This window comes from Streptomyces sp. x-19, assembly GCF_046549115.1.
In the GTDB taxonomy this organism is placed as follows: Bacteria; Actinomycetota; Actinomycetes; order Streptomycetales; family Streptomycetaceae; genus Streptomyces; species Streptomyces albulus_C.
The window spans coordinates 181,222-200,275 of the sequence record NZ_JAJPWK010000015.1 but is presented as its reverse complement, the minus strand read 5'-3'; the positions used below and the strand labels follow the sequence as shown (position 1 = coordinate 200,275).

At 69.9% G+C, this 19,054-nt stretch carries 13 protein-coding genes and 3 pseudogenes; 8 read left to right on the top strand and 8 right to left on the bottom strand.

The window, feature by feature from the left end:
- Nucleotides 1-170: 170 nt before the first annotated feature.
- The gene (locus ACLJT4_RS28720; protein ID WP_411126575.1) at nt 171-665 is read right to left on the bottom strand and encodes a hypothetical protein; all 495 of its coding nucleotides are present in this window, start codon (nt 663-665) and stop codon (nt 171-173) included.
- A gap of 127 nt (nt 666-792) precedes the next feature.
- On the opposite strand from ACLJT4_RS28720, the gene ACLJT4_RS28715 reads away from it, so the two are divergent.
- Together ACLJT4_RS28715 and ACLJT4_RS28710 are read left to right on the top strand one after the other, a co-directional pair.
- The gene (locus tag ACLJT4_RS28715; RefSeq protein ID WP_411126573.1) at nt 793-1,458 is read left to right on the top strand and encodes a response regulator transcription factor; all 666 of its coding nucleotides are present in this window, start codon (nt 793-795) and stop codon (nt 1,456-1,458) included.
- Nucleotides 1,455-2,696, top strand: coding sequence for a sensor histidine kinase (locus tag ACLJT4_RS28710; RefSeq protein ID WP_411126571.1), 1,242 nt, complete (start codon nt 1,455-1,457; stop codon nt 2,694-2,696). Before ACLJT4_RS28715 ends, ACLJT4_RS28710 begins: the two co-directional genes overlap by 4 nt.
- Before the next feature lie 276 nt (nt 2,697-2,972).
- On the opposite strand, the gene ACLJT4_RS28705 is transcribed toward ACLJT4_RS28710, so the two are convergent.
- Nucleotides 2,973-4,067: a hypothetical protein gene (locus ACLJT4_RS28705; RefSeq protein ID WP_411126569.1), complete on the bottom strand. Its 1,095-nt coding sequence runs from the start codon at nt 4,065-4,067 to the stop codon at nt 2,973-2,975.
- Between the two features lie 696 nt (nt 4,068-4,763).
- Here ACLJT4_RS28705 and ACLJT4_RS28700 point away from each other — a divergent pair.
- The 5 genes and pseudogenes from ACLJT4_RS28700 to ACLJT4_RS28680 all read left to right on the top strand — a co-directional run bounded on the left by ACLJT4_RS28700 (nt 4,764) and on the right by ACLJT4_RS28680 (nt 8,503).
- Nucleotides 4,764-5,153, top strand: a complete 390-nt coding sequence (locus tag ACLJT4_RS28700) for a hypothetical protein (protein ID WP_411126567.1) — start codon at nt 4,764-4,766, stop codon at nt 5,151-5,153.
- A 113-nt stretch (nt 5,154-5,266) separates the two neighbouring features.
- A pseudogene (locus tag ACLJT4_RS28695) lies at nt 5,267-6,198 on the top strand (VOC family protein).
- Between the two features lie 32 nt (nt 6,199-6,230).
- The gene (locus ACLJT4_RS28690; RefSeq protein WP_411126565.1) at nt 6,231-7,082 is read left to right on the top strand and encodes a fumarylacetoacetate hydrolase family protein; all 852 of its coding nucleotides are present in this window, start codon (nt 6,231-6,233) and stop codon (nt 7,080-7,082) included.
- Between the two features lie 93 nt (nt 7,083-7,175).
- Nucleotides 7,176-7,577, top strand: a complete 402-nt coding sequence (locus ACLJT4_RS28685; RefSeq protein WP_411126563.1) for a nuclear transport factor 2 family protein — start codon at nt 7,176-7,178, stop codon at nt 7,575-7,577.
- A gap of 224 nt (nt 7,578-7,801) precedes the next feature.
- Complete coding sequence (locus ACLJT4_RS28680) at nt 7,802-8,503, top strand: GntR family transcriptional regulator (RefSeq protein WP_411126561.1); 702 nt, start codon at nt 7,802-7,804, stop codon at nt 8,501-8,503.
- Here ACLJT4_RS28680 and ACLJT4_RS28675 read toward each other — a convergent pair.
- A pseudogene (locus ACLJT4_RS28675) lies at nt 8,500-9,213 on the bottom strand (helix-turn-helix domain-containing protein); the annotation flags it as partial. The gene ACLJT4_RS28680 and the pseudogene ACLJT4_RS28675 sit on opposite strands and share 4 nt — an antisense overlap.
- Nucleotides 9,207-9,479 (bottom strand): annotated as a pseudogene (locus ACLJT4_RS28670) (transposase); the annotation flags it as partial. The pseudogenes ACLJT4_RS28675 and ACLJT4_RS28670, both read right to left, overlap by 7 nt.
- Nucleotides 9,480-9,891: 412 nt before the next feature.
- Between ACLJT4_RS28670 and ACLJT4_RS28665 the strand changes: the two are divergent.
- Nucleotides 9,892-11,043, top strand: a complete 1,152-nt coding sequence (locus tag ACLJT4_RS28665; protein ID WP_411126559.1) for a methyltransferase domain-containing protein — start codon at nt 9,892-9,894, stop codon at nt 11,041-11,043.
- A 356-nt stretch (nt 11,044-11,399) separates the two neighbouring features.
- Here ACLJT4_RS28665 and ACLJT4_RS28660 read toward each other — a convergent pair whose 3' ends face one another.
- From ACLJT4_RS28660 to ACLJT4_RS28645, 4 genes are all read right to left on the bottom strand, one after another.
- Nucleotides 11,400-12,095 carry a hypothetical protein gene (locus ACLJT4_RS28660; protein ID WP_411126557.1) on the bottom strand — a complete coding sequence of 232 codons (696 nt, stop codon included), beginning with the start codon at nt 12,093-12,095 and terminating at the stop codon, nt 11,400-11,402.
- Between the two features lie 128 nt (nt 12,096-12,223).
- Nucleotides 12,224-13,348, bottom strand: a complete 1,125-nt coding sequence (locus ACLJT4_RS28655) for a hypothetical protein (protein ID WP_411126555.1) — start codon at nt 13,346-13,348, stop codon at nt 12,224-12,226.
- 36 nt (nt 13,349-13,384) lie between these two features.
- Entirely contained in the window at nt 13,385-16,828 is a 3,444-nt protein-coding gene (locus ACLJT4_RS28650; RefSeq protein WP_411126553.1) for a hypothetical protein, read from the bottom strand.
- Nucleotides 16,829-16,860: 32 nt separating this feature from the next.
- Nucleotides 16,861-19,047, bottom strand: coding sequence for a hypothetical protein (locus ACLJT4_RS28645; protein WP_411126551.1), 2,187 nt, complete (start codon nt 19,045-19,047; stop codon nt 16,861-16,863).
- Nucleotides 19,048-19,054 lie beyond the last annotated feature (7 nt).

Sequence of the window (19,054 nt, the reverse complement as noted above, 5' to 3'; positions counted from 1 at the left end):
TGCTCAGGTCCTGCCGCTTGATCGCGTCGGTCTTCTGCGGCAGCCCGTCCGTGTGCCGCTCCTGGCCCTTGCCGTCGTCATCGCTGACCGAGACAACCGCTGCCCCGCCCACCAGCGCGCTCGCCACTGCCAGCGAAGCGATCACGTACTTTCTGGGGGGACGCTTGCGCTCACTCCCCATGCTGATCACCGCACGCCTTCATGGCCTTGTCCATCTTTTCCCGGTCCACGCTGGCGCTGCCCCGCTGCGCGGTCAGCTTGCCGTCCTTGAGCTGCGGGTCCGGCATGTCGACACCGTGCTCACGCATGCACTTCGCCATCTTGACGGCCTCGTCGAGGGCCTTTTCCTGCTCTTTCTGGCTCATTTCCTTGCCGGCACCGGGCAGGTCCTTGCATGCCTCCTGAGCCTTCTTGAACGCCTTCTCGTCCTTCACCTCAAGGCCCGCGGCCTGGCCCTCCTTCGGCTCCTGCACCTGCACACCGTTGTCACGCAGACACTGACGGTATTTGTAGGCGTCGTCCTCCTTCTTGCCCGCATCGGACGCGCCCGAGCCCTGCGCACCGCCGCCCTTGCCGGAATCCGCACCGCCCCCGGTGCAGCCCACGGCAAACAACGCCATTCCCGTGATGCACACAGCCGTAATGCCGTACTTGACGTTCCACATGGAATTCCTCCTCCGTATCCGAGGCCCGGTGGCCTACGGCACGGAGGCTGGCACCCACCTGTATTTCGCTTCTCTCAACGAAGACGTTTACACCGACGAAATGCCGTCCTCAGGTATACGTGGACGCATGCGTGTGCTGGTCGTGGAGGACGAAGAATTCCTGGCAGAGATGATCGCCGAAGGGCTGCGGCGTGACGCCCTGGCCGTCGACGTCGCACACGACGGCCTGATGGCGCTGGAGCGACTGCGCCTGGGCGACTACGACGTGCTCGTCCTCGACCGTGACCTTCCTGGCCTGCACGGCGACGAGGTGTGCCGCCGGGTCGTCGAGGCACGCCTGCTGACGCGGGTGCTGATGCTCACCGCCGCCGATACCGTGCGCGAGCGGGTCGCGGGCCTCGGCCTTGGTGCCGACGACTACCTCGCCAAGCCGTTCGCCTACGAGGAACTCCTCGCCCGCGTGCTGGCCCTGGGCCGCCGTGCCCGCCCCGCCCTACCCCCCGTCATCGAACGGGCGGGCATCACCATGGACACCGCCCGCCGGCAGGCATCCCGGGACGGCCGCTACCTCGCACTGTCGCGCAAGGAATTCGGGGTGCTGGAAGTCCTGATGCGCGCCGAGGGCGCCGTCGTCAGCGGCGACGACCTGATCGAGCGGGTCTGGGAGGAGAACACCAGCTACCGCACCAACGCCGTCCGGGTCACGCTCAGCAAACTCCGCGCCAAGCTCGGGGAGCCCCCGGTCATCGACACCGTTCCGGGACACGGATACCGCATCGGCGGAGAAGCGTGAACCGGCCCCTGAAGCCTCGCACGCGACGGCCGCGGTTGCCCGGTGGCGAACGGGTCCGGCTGACGGTGCTCTACGGCGGCTTGCTCGTCCTCGCCGGAGCCATGCTCATCGGCCTGATCAACTTTCTCGTGACTCAGGGGCTGTACACCACTCTCACCGCGGCAGTGGCACGGCGTTCGGACGTCACCACCGGGCATTCCAGCGCTTCCTCTTTTCCCACCGCTGCCCCAGCATCCCCAGGACCCCTCCCCGTCCAGCACGACGAACAGGCCGCCGAGGCCATCAAGGTCTTCACACAGGCCGCCGAACAGGCCACCCAGAACCGGCTGTTGACCATCTCGCTGATCACCCTGGCCGCCTTCGCCATCGTCTCGGTCGTGCTGGCGTGGTGGATGGCCGGGCGGGTGCTGCGCCCCGTCGGGGTGATCACCCGCACCGCCCGGCGACTGTCCGGGGAGAACCTCCACGAGCGGATCGCCCTCGAAGCCCCCGCCGGCGAGCTCAAACAACTCGCCGACACCTTCGACGACATGCTCGACCGCATAGAGCACCTCGTCGGCGCGCAGAAACGGTTCGCGGCCAACGCCGCGCACGAGTTGCGCACGTCGCTGGCGGTGCAGCGGGCGGCGGCGGAGATCGGCCTGGCCACCTCCGACCCGGCGGCCGTCGCACGCATCCGTCGCAAGCTCATCGAGGTCGCCGACAGCAGCGAACAGCTCATCGAGGGCCTGCTGCTCCTCTCCGTCTCCGACCAGGGCCTGGACCACCGCGAACCGGTCGCCCTGGACGAGCTCGTCCGCTCCGTGATCGCCGAGCACGCCCTCGCACAGCAGGCCCGCGACCGTGGCATCACTGTCCGAACCCGCACCGCACCCGTGACCGTGCAAGGCGATCCGGTGCTGCTCATGCACCTCGTGCGCAACCTCGTCGGCAACGCCCTCCGCTACAACCACGACGGCGGCCACGTCACGGTCACCGCGCTCGACCGGGCACTGGAGGTCGACAACAGCGGCCCCCGTGTGCCGCCGGAGACCGTCCCGTATCTCTTCGAGCCCTTCCGCCGCCTTGAAGAGCGCCGCCACACCCACGGCGAGGGCGCCGGCCTGGGCCTTTCCATCGTCGCCTCGATCGCCCACGCCCACCAGGCCCGCACCGACGCCGAGGCCAATCCGGACGGCGGACTGACCATCCGCGTCAGCTTCCCCGCCTCCGACGTCGAGGGTGCGGCCGGCGGGTAGCGGCACGCGGGACACGCACGATGGAAGCTGTCCACAGCGATCATCCACGTGTCGGTCGCGCACGAACGGTCAACTTTCGTCTGCCTGGTGTCGACACCGGGCGACGACACACCGCCAGCAGCTGGCTCTAGGGTCGGGCGGGGCGACTCAATCCAAGAGGAGGGCGCCCGGCACCAGGGGAGGAAACCGCCCCGTCGTCGGGGTCTGCTCAAGGCCGGGGGCAACGGCTGCATGCGGTCGACGCGGTCGACCCGGGTACGGATGAGCAGGGCCGCATCAGAGGTCTCCGGGGCATGGGGGCGGTGCAGATGCGATCGCGTCGGTCCAATGACGGTTGGTCTGCCGGGCGATGGTCACCAGTTCGGTGTACGGCTCGTCCCAGGGGTCTTTGAGGCCGAAGCCACGGTGCGGGTTCTCCAGCCAGCTGCACCAGTGCCAGCCGAGGCACCACGGGCGTGCTGCGAACGTGTCGGCGATCATCCGGTATCCCAGGCCGCGCTCGGCCTGGTCGCGGGCGGACCCAACCCGCCCTGGGCTCATGGTGGTCGGGCACCAGTTGCCGGTGTCGGCAAGGAGCACCGGGAGTCCCGTGCGGCTGTGCCATGCGTCGAATTGATCGGCGACGGCGTCGATCGCCGCTTGGTCGACGGCCGGGAAGGTTTGCAGGCTCAGCACGTCCACGTGGGTGGCAGCCGCATCGAGCACTGGTTCCGGGATGCCGCCCCGCGTCCCGTAACGGTCGCCGAGGATCAGGTGGTGGGGGTCGTGCCGGCGGATCGCCTCGGTCGATACTCGGTAGTAGGCATCGGCGATCTCCGCCAGCTCGTCGGAGGAGTAGCCGCTGCCGGCCGGGTGTTGCGCCCACGCCGGTGCGTCGACGAGGAAGTAGCCGATCAGGTTCGGGTCGTTCGGTCGGCACCGCGTCCTGGCCAGGTGGTCGCACCATTGCGCGAATGCCGCGGATCGCGGGTCGCGGTAGGCGGGGTGGCCGTTCCAGTGCTCGATCTCGGCGATGCGTAGGGACAGGGTGTAGGGCAGGCCGCAAGCGGCCGCGTCTTCGTCGGGCAGGCCGTCGGAGTGGCCGAGGTCGACGACGTCGTGGGTGGCCGACAGGCCGCTGCCGCTGACGTACTCGGCGGTCCAGCCGAGCGTGTTGAACCCCCATGCCGACAGCTCCGGTACGAGGCCCTCGTTCAGCCAGCGCCGGCGCGAGGATCCGTAGCGCTCGGCGAAGAGGTCGGCGTTGTGCGGGTACCGCAGGTTCGTGTCGTCGGCGTGTACGACACCGATGGACAGGAACGGGTCTCCGCGAGGCGTCACGAACCGCCACCGGGTCGAGGCGTCCAGCGTGAAGTATCCGTGCCCGGCCATGCCCGTCCCTCTTTCGATCGGTGTGTCCGGATACCACGGTGCCGCCTCGGGTGCCGTGGGCCGGCGGGCGTCACCACCCGGTTCGGTGCGGTGGCGCCTTCTGGCCGCACCGGATCCGCGGAGGCCGAGGCCACCGTGATCCACACGAGCCCGCGTTCAGGCGGTGGCGCGACGTCGCCCGGGCGGTGCGCCGCCTGAACGAGCCCGCCCCCGGCTCCTCTTCGCCGTCGCGCCCAGAGGGGACCGGCATCCCGAGGATGCCGGTTGCCCCTCGCTGAAGTCCCCCGGGATCGCCGAAGCCTACTGCGCGACGGCTAAATTTCGATAATCTTGCGTTCTATCGATAAATGGCTAGGCTGAAGGAGCGCGGTCCGTGAGGCCGCTGCCGCTGAGACGAAGCCGTCGCCCTACCGCCGGTGACGCAGGGCGACGTCGGCCGAGGAACGGGAGTGTGCAGCATGAGTGATACGACTTCTTCCGTATGGCCGCCGCGCTCGGCGTCGAGTCGTTCACGGCCTGGGCGGGTTTCCCGGCCAGCAGGTACGGCCGTGAGCAGCTCGTCGACGCCTTCGACGCCATGTCGGCCCTGGAGGTCGGCGTGAAGACGCGGGCCGCTCTGGACGCCGTCCTCGCCCCCCTGACTCTCCAGCACGCGATGTGCGGGCGCCCCCGCCCGATGAATCGGAAAGGAGCGATGTGCGCACGACGCAGAAGACGTCCGCGCCCCTGGCGGCATGGGACTCGGGCCTGCTCGGGACGTGGTCCCTGCGCAGCATCCGTGAGCTGAGCGCCGACGGCACCCTTCTGGCCGAGCCGTACGGTCGACAGCCGCCGGGAAGGCTGCACTACGGGCCGGCGCACCAGGTTGCCGTGGTGATCCCCGGCCACGCGGACGCACCCGCGGTGGCGTACCTCGGCGAGTACCGGGCCGATCCGGATGGTGTGCTCCGGCACGTCGTCCGCGTCGGACTGCCGCCCTTCACCGACGATCAGGTCCGGTGGGCCCGGCTCGACGGCGACTGCCTGGTCCTGTCCACCGACCGCGAGGGGCGGCGCCGCGTCGAGTTGCGGTGGACGCGCGCCTGAGGCGCGGCCCGCTCCGAACCGGTCCTCTCGATCACGGACGCCTGCGTGGCAGTCAGTACCCGGGCAGCCGTCGGCAACCCGCGGACCTGCCCCCTCATCTGAAGGAGAACGCAATGGCCCTGCATCGCCTGACGTCGATCACCCTCGGCGTCCCGGACGTCGAGGCCGCGGCCGGCTACTACGAGGAGTTCGGTCTCACGCCGGTGGGCGACGGGAAGGTCCGCCGCTTCGCCACCGAGGAGGGCGGCGAGCAGCTGAAGCTCGCCCACAGCGCACAACGCCGGCTCGTCGAACTCGGCGTCGGCGTGGACGACCAGGACGACCTGGACCGTGTGGCCGCCGGTCTGTCGAAGCTGGACGTGCCGGCTCAACGGGGCGCCACGTCGCTGCGAGTCGCCGACCCGAACTCCAACCTGACGGTGACCCTGGATATCGCCCCGCACCTGGAGCAGACCCCGGCCGAGCAGGTGCCCTACAACGGTCCCGGGCGCCCTCGCGCCCCAACGTCCGCGCCCCCGGGGCGGAGCGGACGAACCGGGTGCGGCCACGCAAGCTGGGGCACGTGGTGATCGGCTCGCGTGACCAGGACGCCAGCCAGCGCTTCTTCACCGAGGGCCTGGGCTTCAAGGTCACCGACCGCGTGCCCAGCCTGGCCAGCTTCCTGCGGTGCTCCACCGACCACCACAACCTCCTCGTCCAGAAGGCTCCGGTGGACTTCCTGCACCACACGGCGTGGGAGGTCGACGACGTGGACGAGGTCGGCCGCGGCGCCACCGCGATGCTGGAGGAGCACCCCGAGCGGCACGTGTGGGGGCTGGGCCGGCACCACATCGGGTCGAACTTCTTCTGGTACCTCAAGGACCCGGCCGGCAACTTCTCCGAGTACTACAGCGACCTCGACTGCATCGTCGACGACCAGCTGTGGCAGCCCTCGGTCGTCGACGGAGCCCGCGGCCTCTACAACTGGGGCCCGCCGCCCCCGCCGTCCTTCCTCAAGCCGGAGGACCTCGCCGCCCTGATGACCGGCACGCACAGCAGCCGCTGATTTCCGCAGCACACAACCCCATAGGAGCAGTCATGCGCATGGGCAGGATCGGCGGCAGACTCGCGCTGCTGCACGACGACCGGGCACTGGATGTCGAGAAGGCGAGTGACGGCAGGTTCGCAGCCGAGCCCGACCGCGTCTTCGAGCGGTGGGACGAGTTCGCGCAGTGGGCCGAGGGCCGCTCGCTGGACGACGCCATTCCCTTCTCACCCTCGCAGGTCGGCCCCCCGGTCCGCCGGCCGGCCCAGGTCTTCGGGATCGGCCTCAACTACCGGGCGCACGTCGCCGAGTCGGGCGTGCAGTCGAAGATCACTTCGCCGGCGGTGTTCACGAAGTTCGTCACCAGCATCGCCGGCCCGTACGACACGGTGACGCTCCCCAGTGACCGGGTCGACTGGGAGGTCGAGCTGGTCGCGGTCATCGGACGCCCGGGACACCGGGTGTCGGAGAAGGACGGGTGGAGCCACGTGGCGGCCCTGACCGTGGGGCAGGATCTGTCCGAACGGACGGTCCAACTAGCCGGACCGGTACCGCAGTTCTCCCTAGGCAAGTCCTACCCGGGGTTCAGCCCGATCGGCCCCTCACTGGTGAGCGTCGAGGAGTTCGCCGACCCCGACGACCTGGCACTGTCCTGCGCCCTGGACGGCGAGGTGCTCCAGGACGGCAGGACCAGGGACCTGATCTTCCCCGTTCCCGAGCTCGTCGCACGGCTGTCCGCGGTCGTCCCGCTCCTTCCCGGCGACCTCATTTTCACCGGCACCCCGTCCGGGGTGGGGATGGGCCGCGACCCGCAGCGCTTCCTGCGGCCGGGAGGAACTCTCGTCAGCACTGTGGAGGGCATCGGCTCACTGACCAACCGGCTGGTGGCGGGATCAGGCGCGTAGAGCGCCGCCTGACCGGGCTTCAGCCCCTCATCAACAACGACCCAAGAACACAGTTCGAAGAGCCGAATCCGTTCGGCGGAGATGGAGACAGGCATGAGCAACCAGACGCGCGACGTGGTGAACGAGCTCCTCAAGCGCATCGGGGAGGGCGACGTGCCGGCCGTGGTGGAACTGTTCGCGGACGACACCCACTGGGAGATCCCCGGGGACCCGGAGATCGTGCCCTGGGTGGGCCGCCGTCAGGCAGACGGCATCCCGGACTTCTTCCGGACGATGGGGGAACTCACCGACCGCGAGCTCTTCGACATCGACCGGGTCATCGTCGACGGCCCCAACGCGGTGTTGATCGGACGGGCACGGGTCGTGGTGCGCTCGACGGGCAAGGTGATCGACACACCGTTCGCGGTGGACATCGTCGTGAACCCCGAGGGCCGCATCAGCCGCTACTACATGTTCGAGGACTCCTGGGGCGTCGCCCAGGCAATGCGCCCTTGAGCAAGGCGCCTCACGGCGTCGACGAAGTCCATGTTCGGGATCGGGGAACTGGTACAGAAAGCCGCGGTACCGGATCCATTTCAGGCAGCCCCCTCCCTGGCCGGAGCCCAAGGCCGGCGCCGGCGCTCCGCCGGCGCCGCGAGCTACGACACCGGCAGTGGGCGCCATAGACGCCCAAATATCGTTAATTGCAAATTATTGCGTTAAATAGCTAGGGTGTTCCGGTGGTCAAGGGGAATACAACACGCACCGAAGAGGTCTTCGAGGGGATCCGGAGCGACCTGCTCAACGGCGACCTCGCTCCGGGACAGCGGCTCAAGCTGGTCGCCCTCGCGGAGCGATTCGGCGTGAGCATGTCGGTAGTTCGCGAGGCCCTCACCCGGCTGGCCGAGCAGGGACTCGTCGTGTCGAACCCGCAGCGCGGGTTCAGCGTCATGCCCCTCTCGGTCGACGATCTGTCCGACCTGACGCAGACGCGGGTGCAGTTGGAGTCGCTCGCGTTGCGGCAGGCGATCGCCCTGGGCGGCCTGGAATGGGAGTCCGCGGTCGTGGCAGCGCACCACACACTGGAGCGCACCGCGGTCGACGGGGCCGACGGGCGACTGAACGAAGACTGGCCCGTCGCCCACAAGGCGTTCCACCAGGCGCTGCTGTCGGGTGCGCAGAGCCCGCGCCTGGAGGGGGTCGTCAACTCCCTGCGCGACAACGCCGAGCTCTACCGGCGCTGGTACTGGGCCTTGACCGAAGACCAGGTGCGCGACCTGGCCGCCGAGCACCGTCAACTGCGGGATTTCGCCCTGGCCCGGGACGCGGACGCCGCCGTGGCCGCCCTGGCCGAGCACATCGGCCGGGCGCCTCGCAAGCTCATCGCCTACGCTCGCGAACACGACCTGGATGACCCCACAGGCGGGCCGACTGGGGCTTAGCGCTCCAGTCGCAGTTCGCTATCGGTGCCGGCGTGCTGGCCCCTGAACGTGCGCCGGTATGCCCCCGGAGAGACGCCGATCGCGGCGTGCAGGTGCTGGCGCAGCGTGGCGTCCGTACCGAAGCCGGTGCGTTCCGCGATACGGCTCACCGGCAGGTCGCTGCCCTCCAGCAACTGCCGGGCCAGGTCGACCCGTTGCCGGGTGAGCCACTGGCCGGGGCTCAGTCCTACCTCGGCTCGAAAGCGCCGGGTGAAGGTGCGGCGGCTCATGCCCGCGTGCCGGGCCAGTTCGGCCAACTGCATTGGCTGGTGCAGCTTTTGGAGCGCCCAGGCGCGGGCGGCGGACGTGCCGTTGTCTGTGCCGTGCGGCACCGGCCGCTCGATGTACTGCGCCTGGCCGCCCTCCCGCTGAGGGGGGACGACACAGCGCCGGGCTACCTGGTTGGCGACCCGGCTGCCGTGGTCCAGTCGGATCAGGTGCAGCAGCAGGTCGATGCCGGAGGCGGCACCCGCTGACGTCAGTACTCGGCCCGCGTCCGTGAAGAGCACCTCGGGTACCAGCTCGACCTGGGGGTACAGCCTTCGGGACAGGTCGGCGTAGGCCCAGTGCGTGGTGGCGGCCTTACCGTCCAGCAGGCCGGCCGCCGCCAGCGGGAAAGCGGCCAGGCAGATGCCCACGGTCCGGGCTTCGGGTCGGATCTCGCTCATCGATCGCGCTCCTTCGCGAAGAAGACCGCGGTTTTTCGCAGTACCTCGATCGTCTTTGCCTGCTCAGCATTCTGCTTGCGCAGACGCCTCAGTTCTTCGCGCTCAGCAGAGCTGAGGTCGCCCGGCCGCCCTTCACCGCGGTCCGCCTTGGCCTCGCGGTACCAATTGCGCAGGGACTCCGGGCTAACCCCGAGCCCCCGGGCGACCTCGGTGACCGTCCGACCCGTGGAGCCGACGAGCGCCATCGCATCCCGCTTGAACTCCGCGGTGTACCGCTTCGTGTAGTTACTTCACACTTGGTGCTACTTCCTCTGGAACCTCGATGTCCCAGTCTCCAGGTGTCCACGATCACGGGGAAGCTCCACTGACGCCGTACGCCAAAGTTGCGGTCGCGACGCCTCGGTTGATGATCTGCCACGTGGGTTCGCACATTCGATCGCGCCTCCTGACTGGCCTACATCATGGTGGTATTCCGCCACAGGCCGAGGCGATCTGGCGGCCCAGGCCAGTAGTGCACCACCATGGCGACCGAGTACGCGTGTCATCGAGAGGAGTGCTTGTGGCCAAGCACGAGAAGTCGGAGAAGCCGCTGTCGGAGGGAAGGCCGCCGCCCGGGAACTCTGACGGTCAGGTGCCGACTCCGCCCGCGCCGACGGGGAAGCGCCGGAAGGACGACGACTGATGGGTCGTCTCTCCGACCTCCAGACGGCACTGTACCGAGCCATGGAGGAGCAGGGGCTGTGGCCGGCGGACTCCCCGTGGGTCCGCCACGTCGCGGAGACCTACCCCCGCGACCAGTTCGCGCCACCGCGACTGTGGAGGTGGACCGGGCAGGACTACGAGGCCGTTGACCGTGCAGTCGATCCGGAGGGCTGGGGCCGGCTGCTGTACGCCGGACCGTACGAGTCGACCGTCACCCAGGTCACTGACGGGCTGCCCACCTCCAGTCTCTCCTGCGAATCAGTCGTCGCCGACATGCTCGACTCGCTGCTGCTCCAGCCTGGCCACGCCACGTTGGAACTCGGCGCAGCGACCGGCCGCAACGCGAGGCTCCTCGCGGCCCAGGCCGGCCCCGACCGCGTCGTCAGCGTCGAGTACGACCCGCAACTGGCCGCGACCGCCACCGCCAACGTGGAGGCAACCGGCGGCGGGGTCGAGATTCGGGTCGGCGACGGCGACCTTGGTGCGCCGGCCGGCGGCCCGTACGACCGCGTCATCTCCACCTACGCCGTCGAGACGGTCCCGTGGGCCTGGGTGGAGCAGACTTGCCCTGGCGGCCGCATCGTCTCGCCCTGGGGGCGACTCGGGCACGTCGCCTTGAGGGTGGCGGCCGACGGCCAATCGGCACGCGGCTGGATCCAGGGGCTCGCCATGTTCATGCCCTCTCGTGGCAGGGCAGTGACCCTGAGCTGGGAGCAGGTATGTGAGGGCCACCCCGTCGCTGCGGAAGCGCCGTGCGCCCTCGACCTCGTGCTGCTGCACGAGAACGCGAACGTCCTCTTTGGCCTGCGGGTCATCCGGCCCGATCTTCAGGTCCGCACCGCGGCGACGGAGCACGGCCGGGTCGCGTGGGTGCACGACGGACGGTTCTCCTGGGCGCGCATCGAGCAGAACGGCCAAGGGGCGGCGGTTGCGCAGCAGGGCGGCCCGCGAAGGCTCGCCGACGAGTTGACCTCGGGCTGGCGGGAATGGCAGGAGGCCGGCGCTCCGGAGGTCTACGACTTCGGGCTGACCCGCACCCCCGAGGCGCAGTATGTGTGGGCGCACCACTCCGAGACGGGGCCGCGATGGGGGCACCGAGAGCTGACCACCACCAACGGCCTGGCCGCGTGAGGGTGGCCCGCGCTCAGCAGTGGGTGCGGGCCGCCCGGTGTGCCGGGTTGTTGCGTCACTGCCCGCCCTCACAGAATTGCGGTTTCGGGGCGCTCTCCCGCCTCCAGCACGACGAGCACAGGCCGCTCCGCCGAACCTGGCGCCGCATCCAGAAGGCGGACTCGTAGCTCAGCCGGTAGGAAGTGCGGTCGATGGAAGGCAGAGCCCACCAGGACGGCGAGGCCAGGGCGAAGTTCCAGGCGCAAGCCTGCGGCAGGAGATTGGCGAGGCGAAGGGCAGAAATTGACCGAGGGTACCGGCCGCTGGTGGCATCCGGCCTCGGGGAACATCGGTACAGCTGTTGGCGCTGAGAACGATCATGACCCGTCGGCGTGAGGATGCTGACGCGGGTTTCGTACTCGCGGCGGGCCTTGCGCTGGGCCGGGACGGCAGGACTGCCGTGGCCCCCGTCGAGCGGCTGGCGGGCAAGGAGCCCGAGGTGCACGGCGGGGACGGCGCTGACGCGCAGGGTGTAGCCCTGGCCGCGTCGTACGGTCACCCTGGTCGAGCGCATCCCGCTCGGCGGGCTCCAGGTCGGCGGTGCGGAGGAAGTCGGCGACCTTGCCCGGCATGTCGAGGGTGACCGGCAGTTCCGGGGCCGGGACGTCCTCCTCGATGGTGGCGTGGTCGGGCATGAGGTCGGCGACGGCGGTGCGGATTGCGCCGCGACTGACGTCGTGGTCGCGGGCGAGGGCGGCAATCGAGCGGCCTTCCAGGTACGCGGTGCGCACGTCGTCGGTCTGCGCGGCCGCCACGGCGGGGCGGCGTCCGCCCTTGCTGCCCTTGGCCTCGGCGGCGCGCGGTCCGTCGTAGGTCAGTTCGCGCTGGAGGTCGCGCTGGAGGTCGCGTTGGAGTTCGCCGGCGGCGGCGAGGGTCTGCACCATGAACTTCACGGTGGACAGCAGCTCGCCGGTGCGCGGGTGGCGGGCGGTGAGGTCCATCGCGGAGAACGCGCCGTCGTGGATGCGCGAGGGCTGCGAAGCTGCGTTGCGCGAGGTGAGAGAGTTGCGCACTCACTTGGTGATGATGTGAGCGTCATCACTTACATCGCTTCCCTGTAGGCCCATGCAACAGGCCCACGCAACAGGTCGGGTGCCCCGCGCACTGCGCGGGGCACCCGACCCCTTGATCGCCGGGCGGCTCAGCCGAAGGCGAGCCTGCCGATGGAGTACCAGATCGTCTCGTGGTTGACGCTACCGACTGCTGTGATCTTGATGGTGTCGCCCTCCTTGACGAGGATGGTGGAGCATTGGCGCGCCTCGACTTCGAAGCGGCTCATGGCGCCGGTCGTTCCGACTTCGAGGACGACCGTGCCCTGGTAGTTCCCGTTTCCCCTGTTGTTGCACTGGAGGAAGCCGTAGGTGGGCGCGGTTGTCTGGTACCCGGCCGTCGCGGTGATGATGTTCTTCCGTTGCCAGGGCAGGCTGCCCGGCTCGGACACCACCGCCGCAGTCACCTTGTCGGCGTTGAGATTGCCGTGGACCCTTCCGCGCACGGTCAGGTTGCGGATTTCCAGGTCCGGTTGGTTGACGGTGACGTAGGTGTTGAGGACGCGTTCGGCGTAGTCCGTGCCCTGCTGGACGCGACTGCGGAGGTAGAACATGGTGTTGCGGGAGAGGTTCTTGACTTCGAACTTGGTGTAGTCGGAGACGTCGATCTCGGCGTTCTCGTAGAGCAGTGTCTGCGTGGCGCCGGAGGAACGGTCCCAGGTGAGGGTGACCGAGTCGCCGTTCTCGATGATGAGCGGGTCGGCCCTGAAGTTGTCGAGGAAGAAGCCCGGGGGGAATTTTCCGACGGCTTTGACGGCCTCGTCGGTCCGCCAGCCCGAGGATTCGTTGGCGCGCCATTTGGTGCCGATGATGACGGCGCCGGTTCCCACCTTGCGGCTGATGCGGAGCTTGTTGACCTGGAGGGTGATGCCGCGTTCGTTGTCGATGACGGCGTGGCCGGAGGTCGGCTTGAAGGTGATGCGGTTGCCGCTGACGGTGTGGGTCCAGCCGAGGTTGTTGCTGGCCTGGATTCCGCCGAGGTCGAGTGCGAGGTGCCAGGCTTCGTTGCCGTGGTCGATGTCGACGTCGATCTGGCTGACCTGGATCTCGGCGGGAATGCTGCGGCTGCCGACGAGGATGATGTCGGCGAGCTCGACGGTGCCGCTGGCGGGGCTGACGGTGACGGGGTCGGGGACGGTGTCGATGCTCCAGTCGATTTCGCCGGTGAAGTCGGAGGCCGTGCCGTTGCCGACGCGTTGCTGGGTGACGATGGCCATGCTCGTGGTGGTCCTTCCTGGTGTGGGCGTGGTGGTTCAGCGGGTTGCTTCGGCGGCGTCGTTGAGGACGAGGTAGCCGCTGCGGAGTTCGGGATCGCCCAGGGGCAGTTCGCCCGGGTCCGGGGCGGTGATGGGCAGGTGCTGCCAGGTGCCTTGGGTGTCGGTGGGTTCGGCCCAGGCCCAGGTGCCGGATGCCGTCGCAGGGTGGGGCAGTACGGCCGTTCGCGGGTCGGTGGTGGTGCCGGCCATCAGCGGGCCGGTACGGAAGCACACGGCCATACGGGCCAGGGCGGTGTCCGTGAACGCCGGAGGGACGTGGACGGCGGAGGCCGGGAGGACGTCGGTGGTGGCGTGGACGGCGGCACGGGGGTCTGCGAGCAGGGTGACGGTGGCGGTGCTGGTTCCGGCGAAGGCGAGTTGGAGGCGTTCGCCGTTGTCGATCGGGCGGAGGTAGTCGTTGGATCCTTCGGCGGGTTGGGCGATGGTGTCGAAGTGGTCGTAGTCGTCGTTGAGGACGTATCCGACGAGGCCGTCGTCGGTGGCGCGTGGCTGGCCGAGTCGGACGATCCAGTTCCAGTCGGGCATGGCCGGTGCGTGGTCGTCGGGGTCGAGGACCTCGTTCCAACCGACCGAGGTGCGGGGCGGGCCGCACAGTTCGAGGTCGAGGCGGGCGCGGAGCAGAGCGAGGGGCCGGCCGAGCAGGAAGCCGAGACTGGCGTCGTCGGGGCCGTCGGGGTCGATGGTGGTCAAGGCGTCGTCGAGGGTGGCGCGCAGGGCGTCGAAGGTGGCCGGTCCGCGCTCGACGAGCGCGTTGAGGAAGTGATGGGCGTGCGGGGCGACGGCTTCGAGTGCGGCGAGCGTGGCCACGGGGGAGCCGGGCAGCGGTAGCCAGGCGACGGCCTTGGTGTCGTTGGGCTTGAGCACGGTGCGTAGTTCGCCCAGGGCCTGGCCGTCGGGGTCGTAGCAGGCCAGGGTTCGGTCGAGCCGGTTGTGCAGCAGCCAGGCACAGACCGGGTTGGCGCCGGGAGTGAGGTCGATGGGTTGGTCGGTGGTGGCGTGGAGGAAGTCGAAGGCCAGCCGTGCGGGCTGGAAGAGGCGGGGGGACAGTTCGAGGAACCGGTCGGGGTCGTCGGTCTCGACGGTGTGGTCCGGCACCATGGCGTCGGGCCGTACGTAGGGCCAACGGCGGTTGTCGCCGATCAGGTTGAGGGTGCGGCCGAAGCGGTCGACCAGGGACAGCTGGCGGAATGCGAACTGGCCGGTGCGGACTTCGTGGAAGGGTTCGGACTCCGGTGGCCGGCTCGGGTGGGAGGGGACCGTGCCGGGCACGGGGAAGTGGCGGTCGCCGTGCCCGACGAGGTCGCCCATGATTTCCAGGGGGCGGGCGGTGGAACGCGGGTCGCGTTGGTCGAGGTGGGCGGTCAGGCCCTCCAACCGCTGGGAGAGCATGTCGAGGTCGCTGAGCTGCGTGCGGACGGTCCGAAGGTCGGGGAGGTCTTTGCGGCCGGCGGCGTAGGCGTCGAGTTCGCCTTCGAGGATGGGGCCGGCGGACGGGGTGAGTGGGATGCGGCCGGTGAGGACGAAGGACTCGGGGACGGTTCCGGTGCCCTGCCAGCGGTAGCGGTTGCCGTCGAACGTCCAGTGGCGGGTGCCGTCGTGCTCGCTGTAGGGCAGCGGCCAGCATTCGATGTCCCAGACGAGGAACAGCGGTTGCCACGGCTGCCGCCAGGCGACCGTGCCGTATTCGGGCAGTGTGCCGGTGACGTCGTCGAGTCCGGTTCCGGTGTGGCGGGCGCGGGCCAGGATGAAGAACTCGCTGAGCAGGTCGGTGAACGGCGCGGGCAGGTTGGCGGTGTTGACCTGGTCCACGTCGGCCCGCACGGCGGCGGCGTTGATCGGGCCCACGGCGGTGACCAGGCGGTCCTCGGTGCGGCAGGGCAGCGGGGTGTCACGGCTGAGCGGGGCGTGGACGTGCCCGCCCTGGAGCAGGACCACCGGGTCGGCGGCTTGAAGGAACGGGGACTTGGGCACCCGTTGCAGGACGCGGTTCGGCGGGAGGCCCTTGCCGCGGGCGTACTCCGCCGCGCTCGCCTCCAACTCCTCGGGAGTGTCGCCCCATGGCAGGGTGTTGCGTTTCGCGGACAAGCCGGCGGCGAGCGCGGCGACCTTTCCGGCCGCGCCAGCCTGGTTCGCCGGGTCGAGTTCGTCGTCGATGCGGTTCTGGAAGTCCCGGGGCTGGCGGTCGGCGTTCGACAGCGCCCAGAGCACGTAGAGCCGGTCCTGGGCGGCCGCCAGGTCGCGTTCGACGCCGTCGTGCTCGGCCTGGGCGCGATTGAGCGCCGCGACGATGTCAGCCTCGGCGGTGCGCGCTCGGGCGCGTTCCCCGGCGCCGAGTCGGACTCGGCCCGTTTCCTGCTCCTCGCCGCGTTCGACGATGCGCCAGGTGAAGCCGCCGGCTACGGGGCCGAATCCGCTCTGGTGGGCGGCCGCGTCGGTCAGGTCGTCGCCGTCGGCGCGGTCGAGCGCATCGAGGGTGCCCAGGGCGAACGCCCGCACGAGGCGGGAGTCGTCGTCGGACAGGGCCCCGGGCCCGGCCGCGGCGTCGGTCAGTGCGGTGGCCGCCTCGGCGGTGTTGTTCCCCACCGAGACCGCGATGCTGTTGACGGCAGGGATGTCCGATGCGGGGAGGGGACCGGCCGGCCGCCAGTCCACGCCCAGCGCGCTGCCGGTGTAGAGCGAGCGGCGGGTGTTGCTGCCGGCCATCGGGGCGAGCCATTCGAGGTCGTCCAGCAGTTCCCGCAGGTCTTCGGCGTTGGCGAGGACGTCGCTGCCGGGGGTGGAGTAGAAGCCGGCGACGTAGTAGTCCAGCCGTTCGTCTCCCGCTACGTCGTCCAGACCGTCGTGGAGTGAGAAGACGTTGGTGTTGTAGGGCTGGAAGGCGGAGAAGGTCAGCAGGCCGGGCCCGAGCGCCGTCAGGAACGGCGTCGGCGCGTCGCCGGGTTCGCGCCAGGGACTGGCGGTGCTCAGTTCGTGGCAGCGGCCCATTTTGGTGGCGGTGGTCCGCTCGGCGCGCGGGTCGAGCGCGGAGACGGTGCCGGTGTCCAAACCGAGGTGGTCGCTCTCGATCAGCCAGGCGCGGACGTTCCGCGAGGCGGCGCGGTAGCGCACGACCAGCCAGCGGTTGGGCACCAGGGGGAAGTCGTCCTCGTCGGTCTCGGTGTCGTGCCGGCCGCGGGTCAGGGCTTCGGGCAGTTGCCACTGGAGGTAGACGCCGCGGTTCCCGGGGCGGGTGGGCCAGTCCGCGTCGATGGAGAACGGCGAGGGCTCGGCGGGGGCCGCGGTGTCCTGGGTGTGGAAGAAGTTGGCGATCCAGCGGTGCCAGACGAACGCCCCGTCGGGGTTCTGCATTTGGGCGTTCACGGCCAGTGCGGCGACCTCGACCGGCACGACCAGATGGTTGTTGCTGCTGCGCGCGGGCATCACGCGCTCCTTTCGAAACGGGGGCGGCTCGGTCAGGGGCGGGTGAAGGTCTGTACCTGCGGCGCCTTGATCATCTGGAGGGTGAGCTGCGCCGACGACAGGGCGGGCACGCTGTGCGCGAGGGCGAGCGCCGGCAGGAGGGGATCGCCGGGACCGGCGACGTTCAGCACGTCGTACCCGCCGCCACGCAGGAACCGCCCGAAGCGGTCGTCGCCGGGATTCTCGGGGAACTCGCCCATCGGATACCCGATGTCCGGGCCGCTGAGCTTGCGCAGCTCGATGGTGCCGATGTCGCTGAAGCCGAAGTGCAGCCCCTGCGGCGGCTCGGCCAGGGTGAAAGTGTCGATCACTTCCGAGAACAACAGCAGCAGGACGTCGCTGCCGTAGGAGGCCCGGTGAATCTCCTTGATGGGCCGGTCGCCACGGAAACCCGTCATGACGGTCTTCGGCCAGTTCCAGACGAGGTCGGACCGCAGCAGCAGCCCGCACGGCGCGGGCCGCGGCACCTGCCGTGCCAGCGCGTTGAGGTCGGCATCCACGGCATGCCCCACGCCGACGCTCAACGCACCGTCGACAGCCGCCCGCACCCACGCGGCATCGACGTAGAAGAACCGCAACGACTCCTGGGGAAGCATCCGTGGGTCGGGCACCAGATGCTCGAACGGAATCATCTCCAGCAGTGGGAGCCGGGCCAGCCACGCACTCACCGGCTCCAACTCGCGCGCCGTGGCCTGCCGCAGGACATCCGCCACCTGCGCATCGGCCAGCGCCGACCGGACTCCCGCAGCGGTCAGCGTGGCGCCGGATCCCGAACGACGGTGCCGTGCCTGGCCACGGACCCGCCCGTTGGTGAGGTCGGCACCCGCGCCGGCAAGGGCCGACGCCAACCGCGCCGTGCCGGAGGAGCCGTCGAGCAACCGGTCGAAGGCGTCCCGGGCCGGATGCTCCCGGAGCAACAGCCCAGCCGTGGCGGGCGAGACGGCGCGGCCGACCAACTCGGGGTGGGTGAGCAGGCGTCGGACCGCGCCGCGTGCCGCCTTGCGGAAGGCCAGCAGGGCCGTGCGGAACTCCGCGTCGGCCAGGGCGAGCGTGCGACCGAGGCTGAAGGCCGCGGCGTAGGAGGCATCGAAGACTCCGTACGGCTGGACGTACGCCAGCGCCTCACCAGCCGACTCCAGACGTTCGCCACTCGACGGCGCGGGCACCGGCTGGGCGCGAGCGGCCGTCAGCGGGCCCCGGTAGAAGCCGAAGCTGCGCTCACCGGTCTCCAGGCGCTGTGGCAGCGCGGTGGCACCGATGCTGAGCCGTTCCAGTGCCGCCTGCTGTGCAGCGGACGGGTTCTGCGGCGGAGAGGGGACCGGCAGGCGCAACAGCAGATCGGGCTGCGCGGCCAGTTGCTGTGCCAGGTCGCCGAAGCCCATGCCGGTATCCGGCTCGGTCTCGAAGGCCCAGGACCACAGGGAAACCATGCGCAGCCCCTGGGACGGGGCGGCCGTGCCACCCAGGTGGCTCTCGAATCCGTCGAACGAGAGCAGGTGGACGACGTGCCGACCGCCGGCCGCGTCGGGGAAGCGGTTGGCGACGACGACCGCCTTGAGCTCGTCCTCGTCCGGGGCGGAGGCGATGCCCAAGGCGGCGTCCGGGGGGCCGCCCTCCCGGATGTGGGCGAGCATGCCCATCTCCTTCGGCAACGGTGCGAGCGCGGTGAACAGGTCACCCGGCACCAGCACCGTCGCGCACAGCATCTCGCGCTCGTCGTCGAAGAGGTGCTCCGGGTCGATCTTCGGCGGCGTGCCGGGCAGATGCCCGTCGAGCAGTTCGGTCGCGGTGCACGCTTCGGTGTGCCCCAGCGCCAGGGGGTCTTCGGGAAGCTCGTTCTCCCGGAAGACGAGCAGTGCCGTCCAGGGGACTGCCGGGTCCTCGCCCTTGAGCCTGCGCAGCCAGGGCACCCCGGGGCTCTCGAACGTGAGGTGCGGCAGGACCTGGCTGTACAGACCGGTTGAGCCGGGGCGGGGGTAGCTGGCGTGCACGTCGGTGGCGGGGATGACGAACCGCGGCCCGCGGACGTCGAAGCACTGCGCGCGGTCCGGGAAGGCGTCCTCGATGTTCAGGCCGTTGACGGACTGCTTGGCATGGATGGTGTAGCGGCCCACGTACAGGGCGGGGATCCGGTGGTCGAAGAAGCGGGTGCGGTGGGCGGTGGGAGGCGTGGTCGGCACGAGTGGT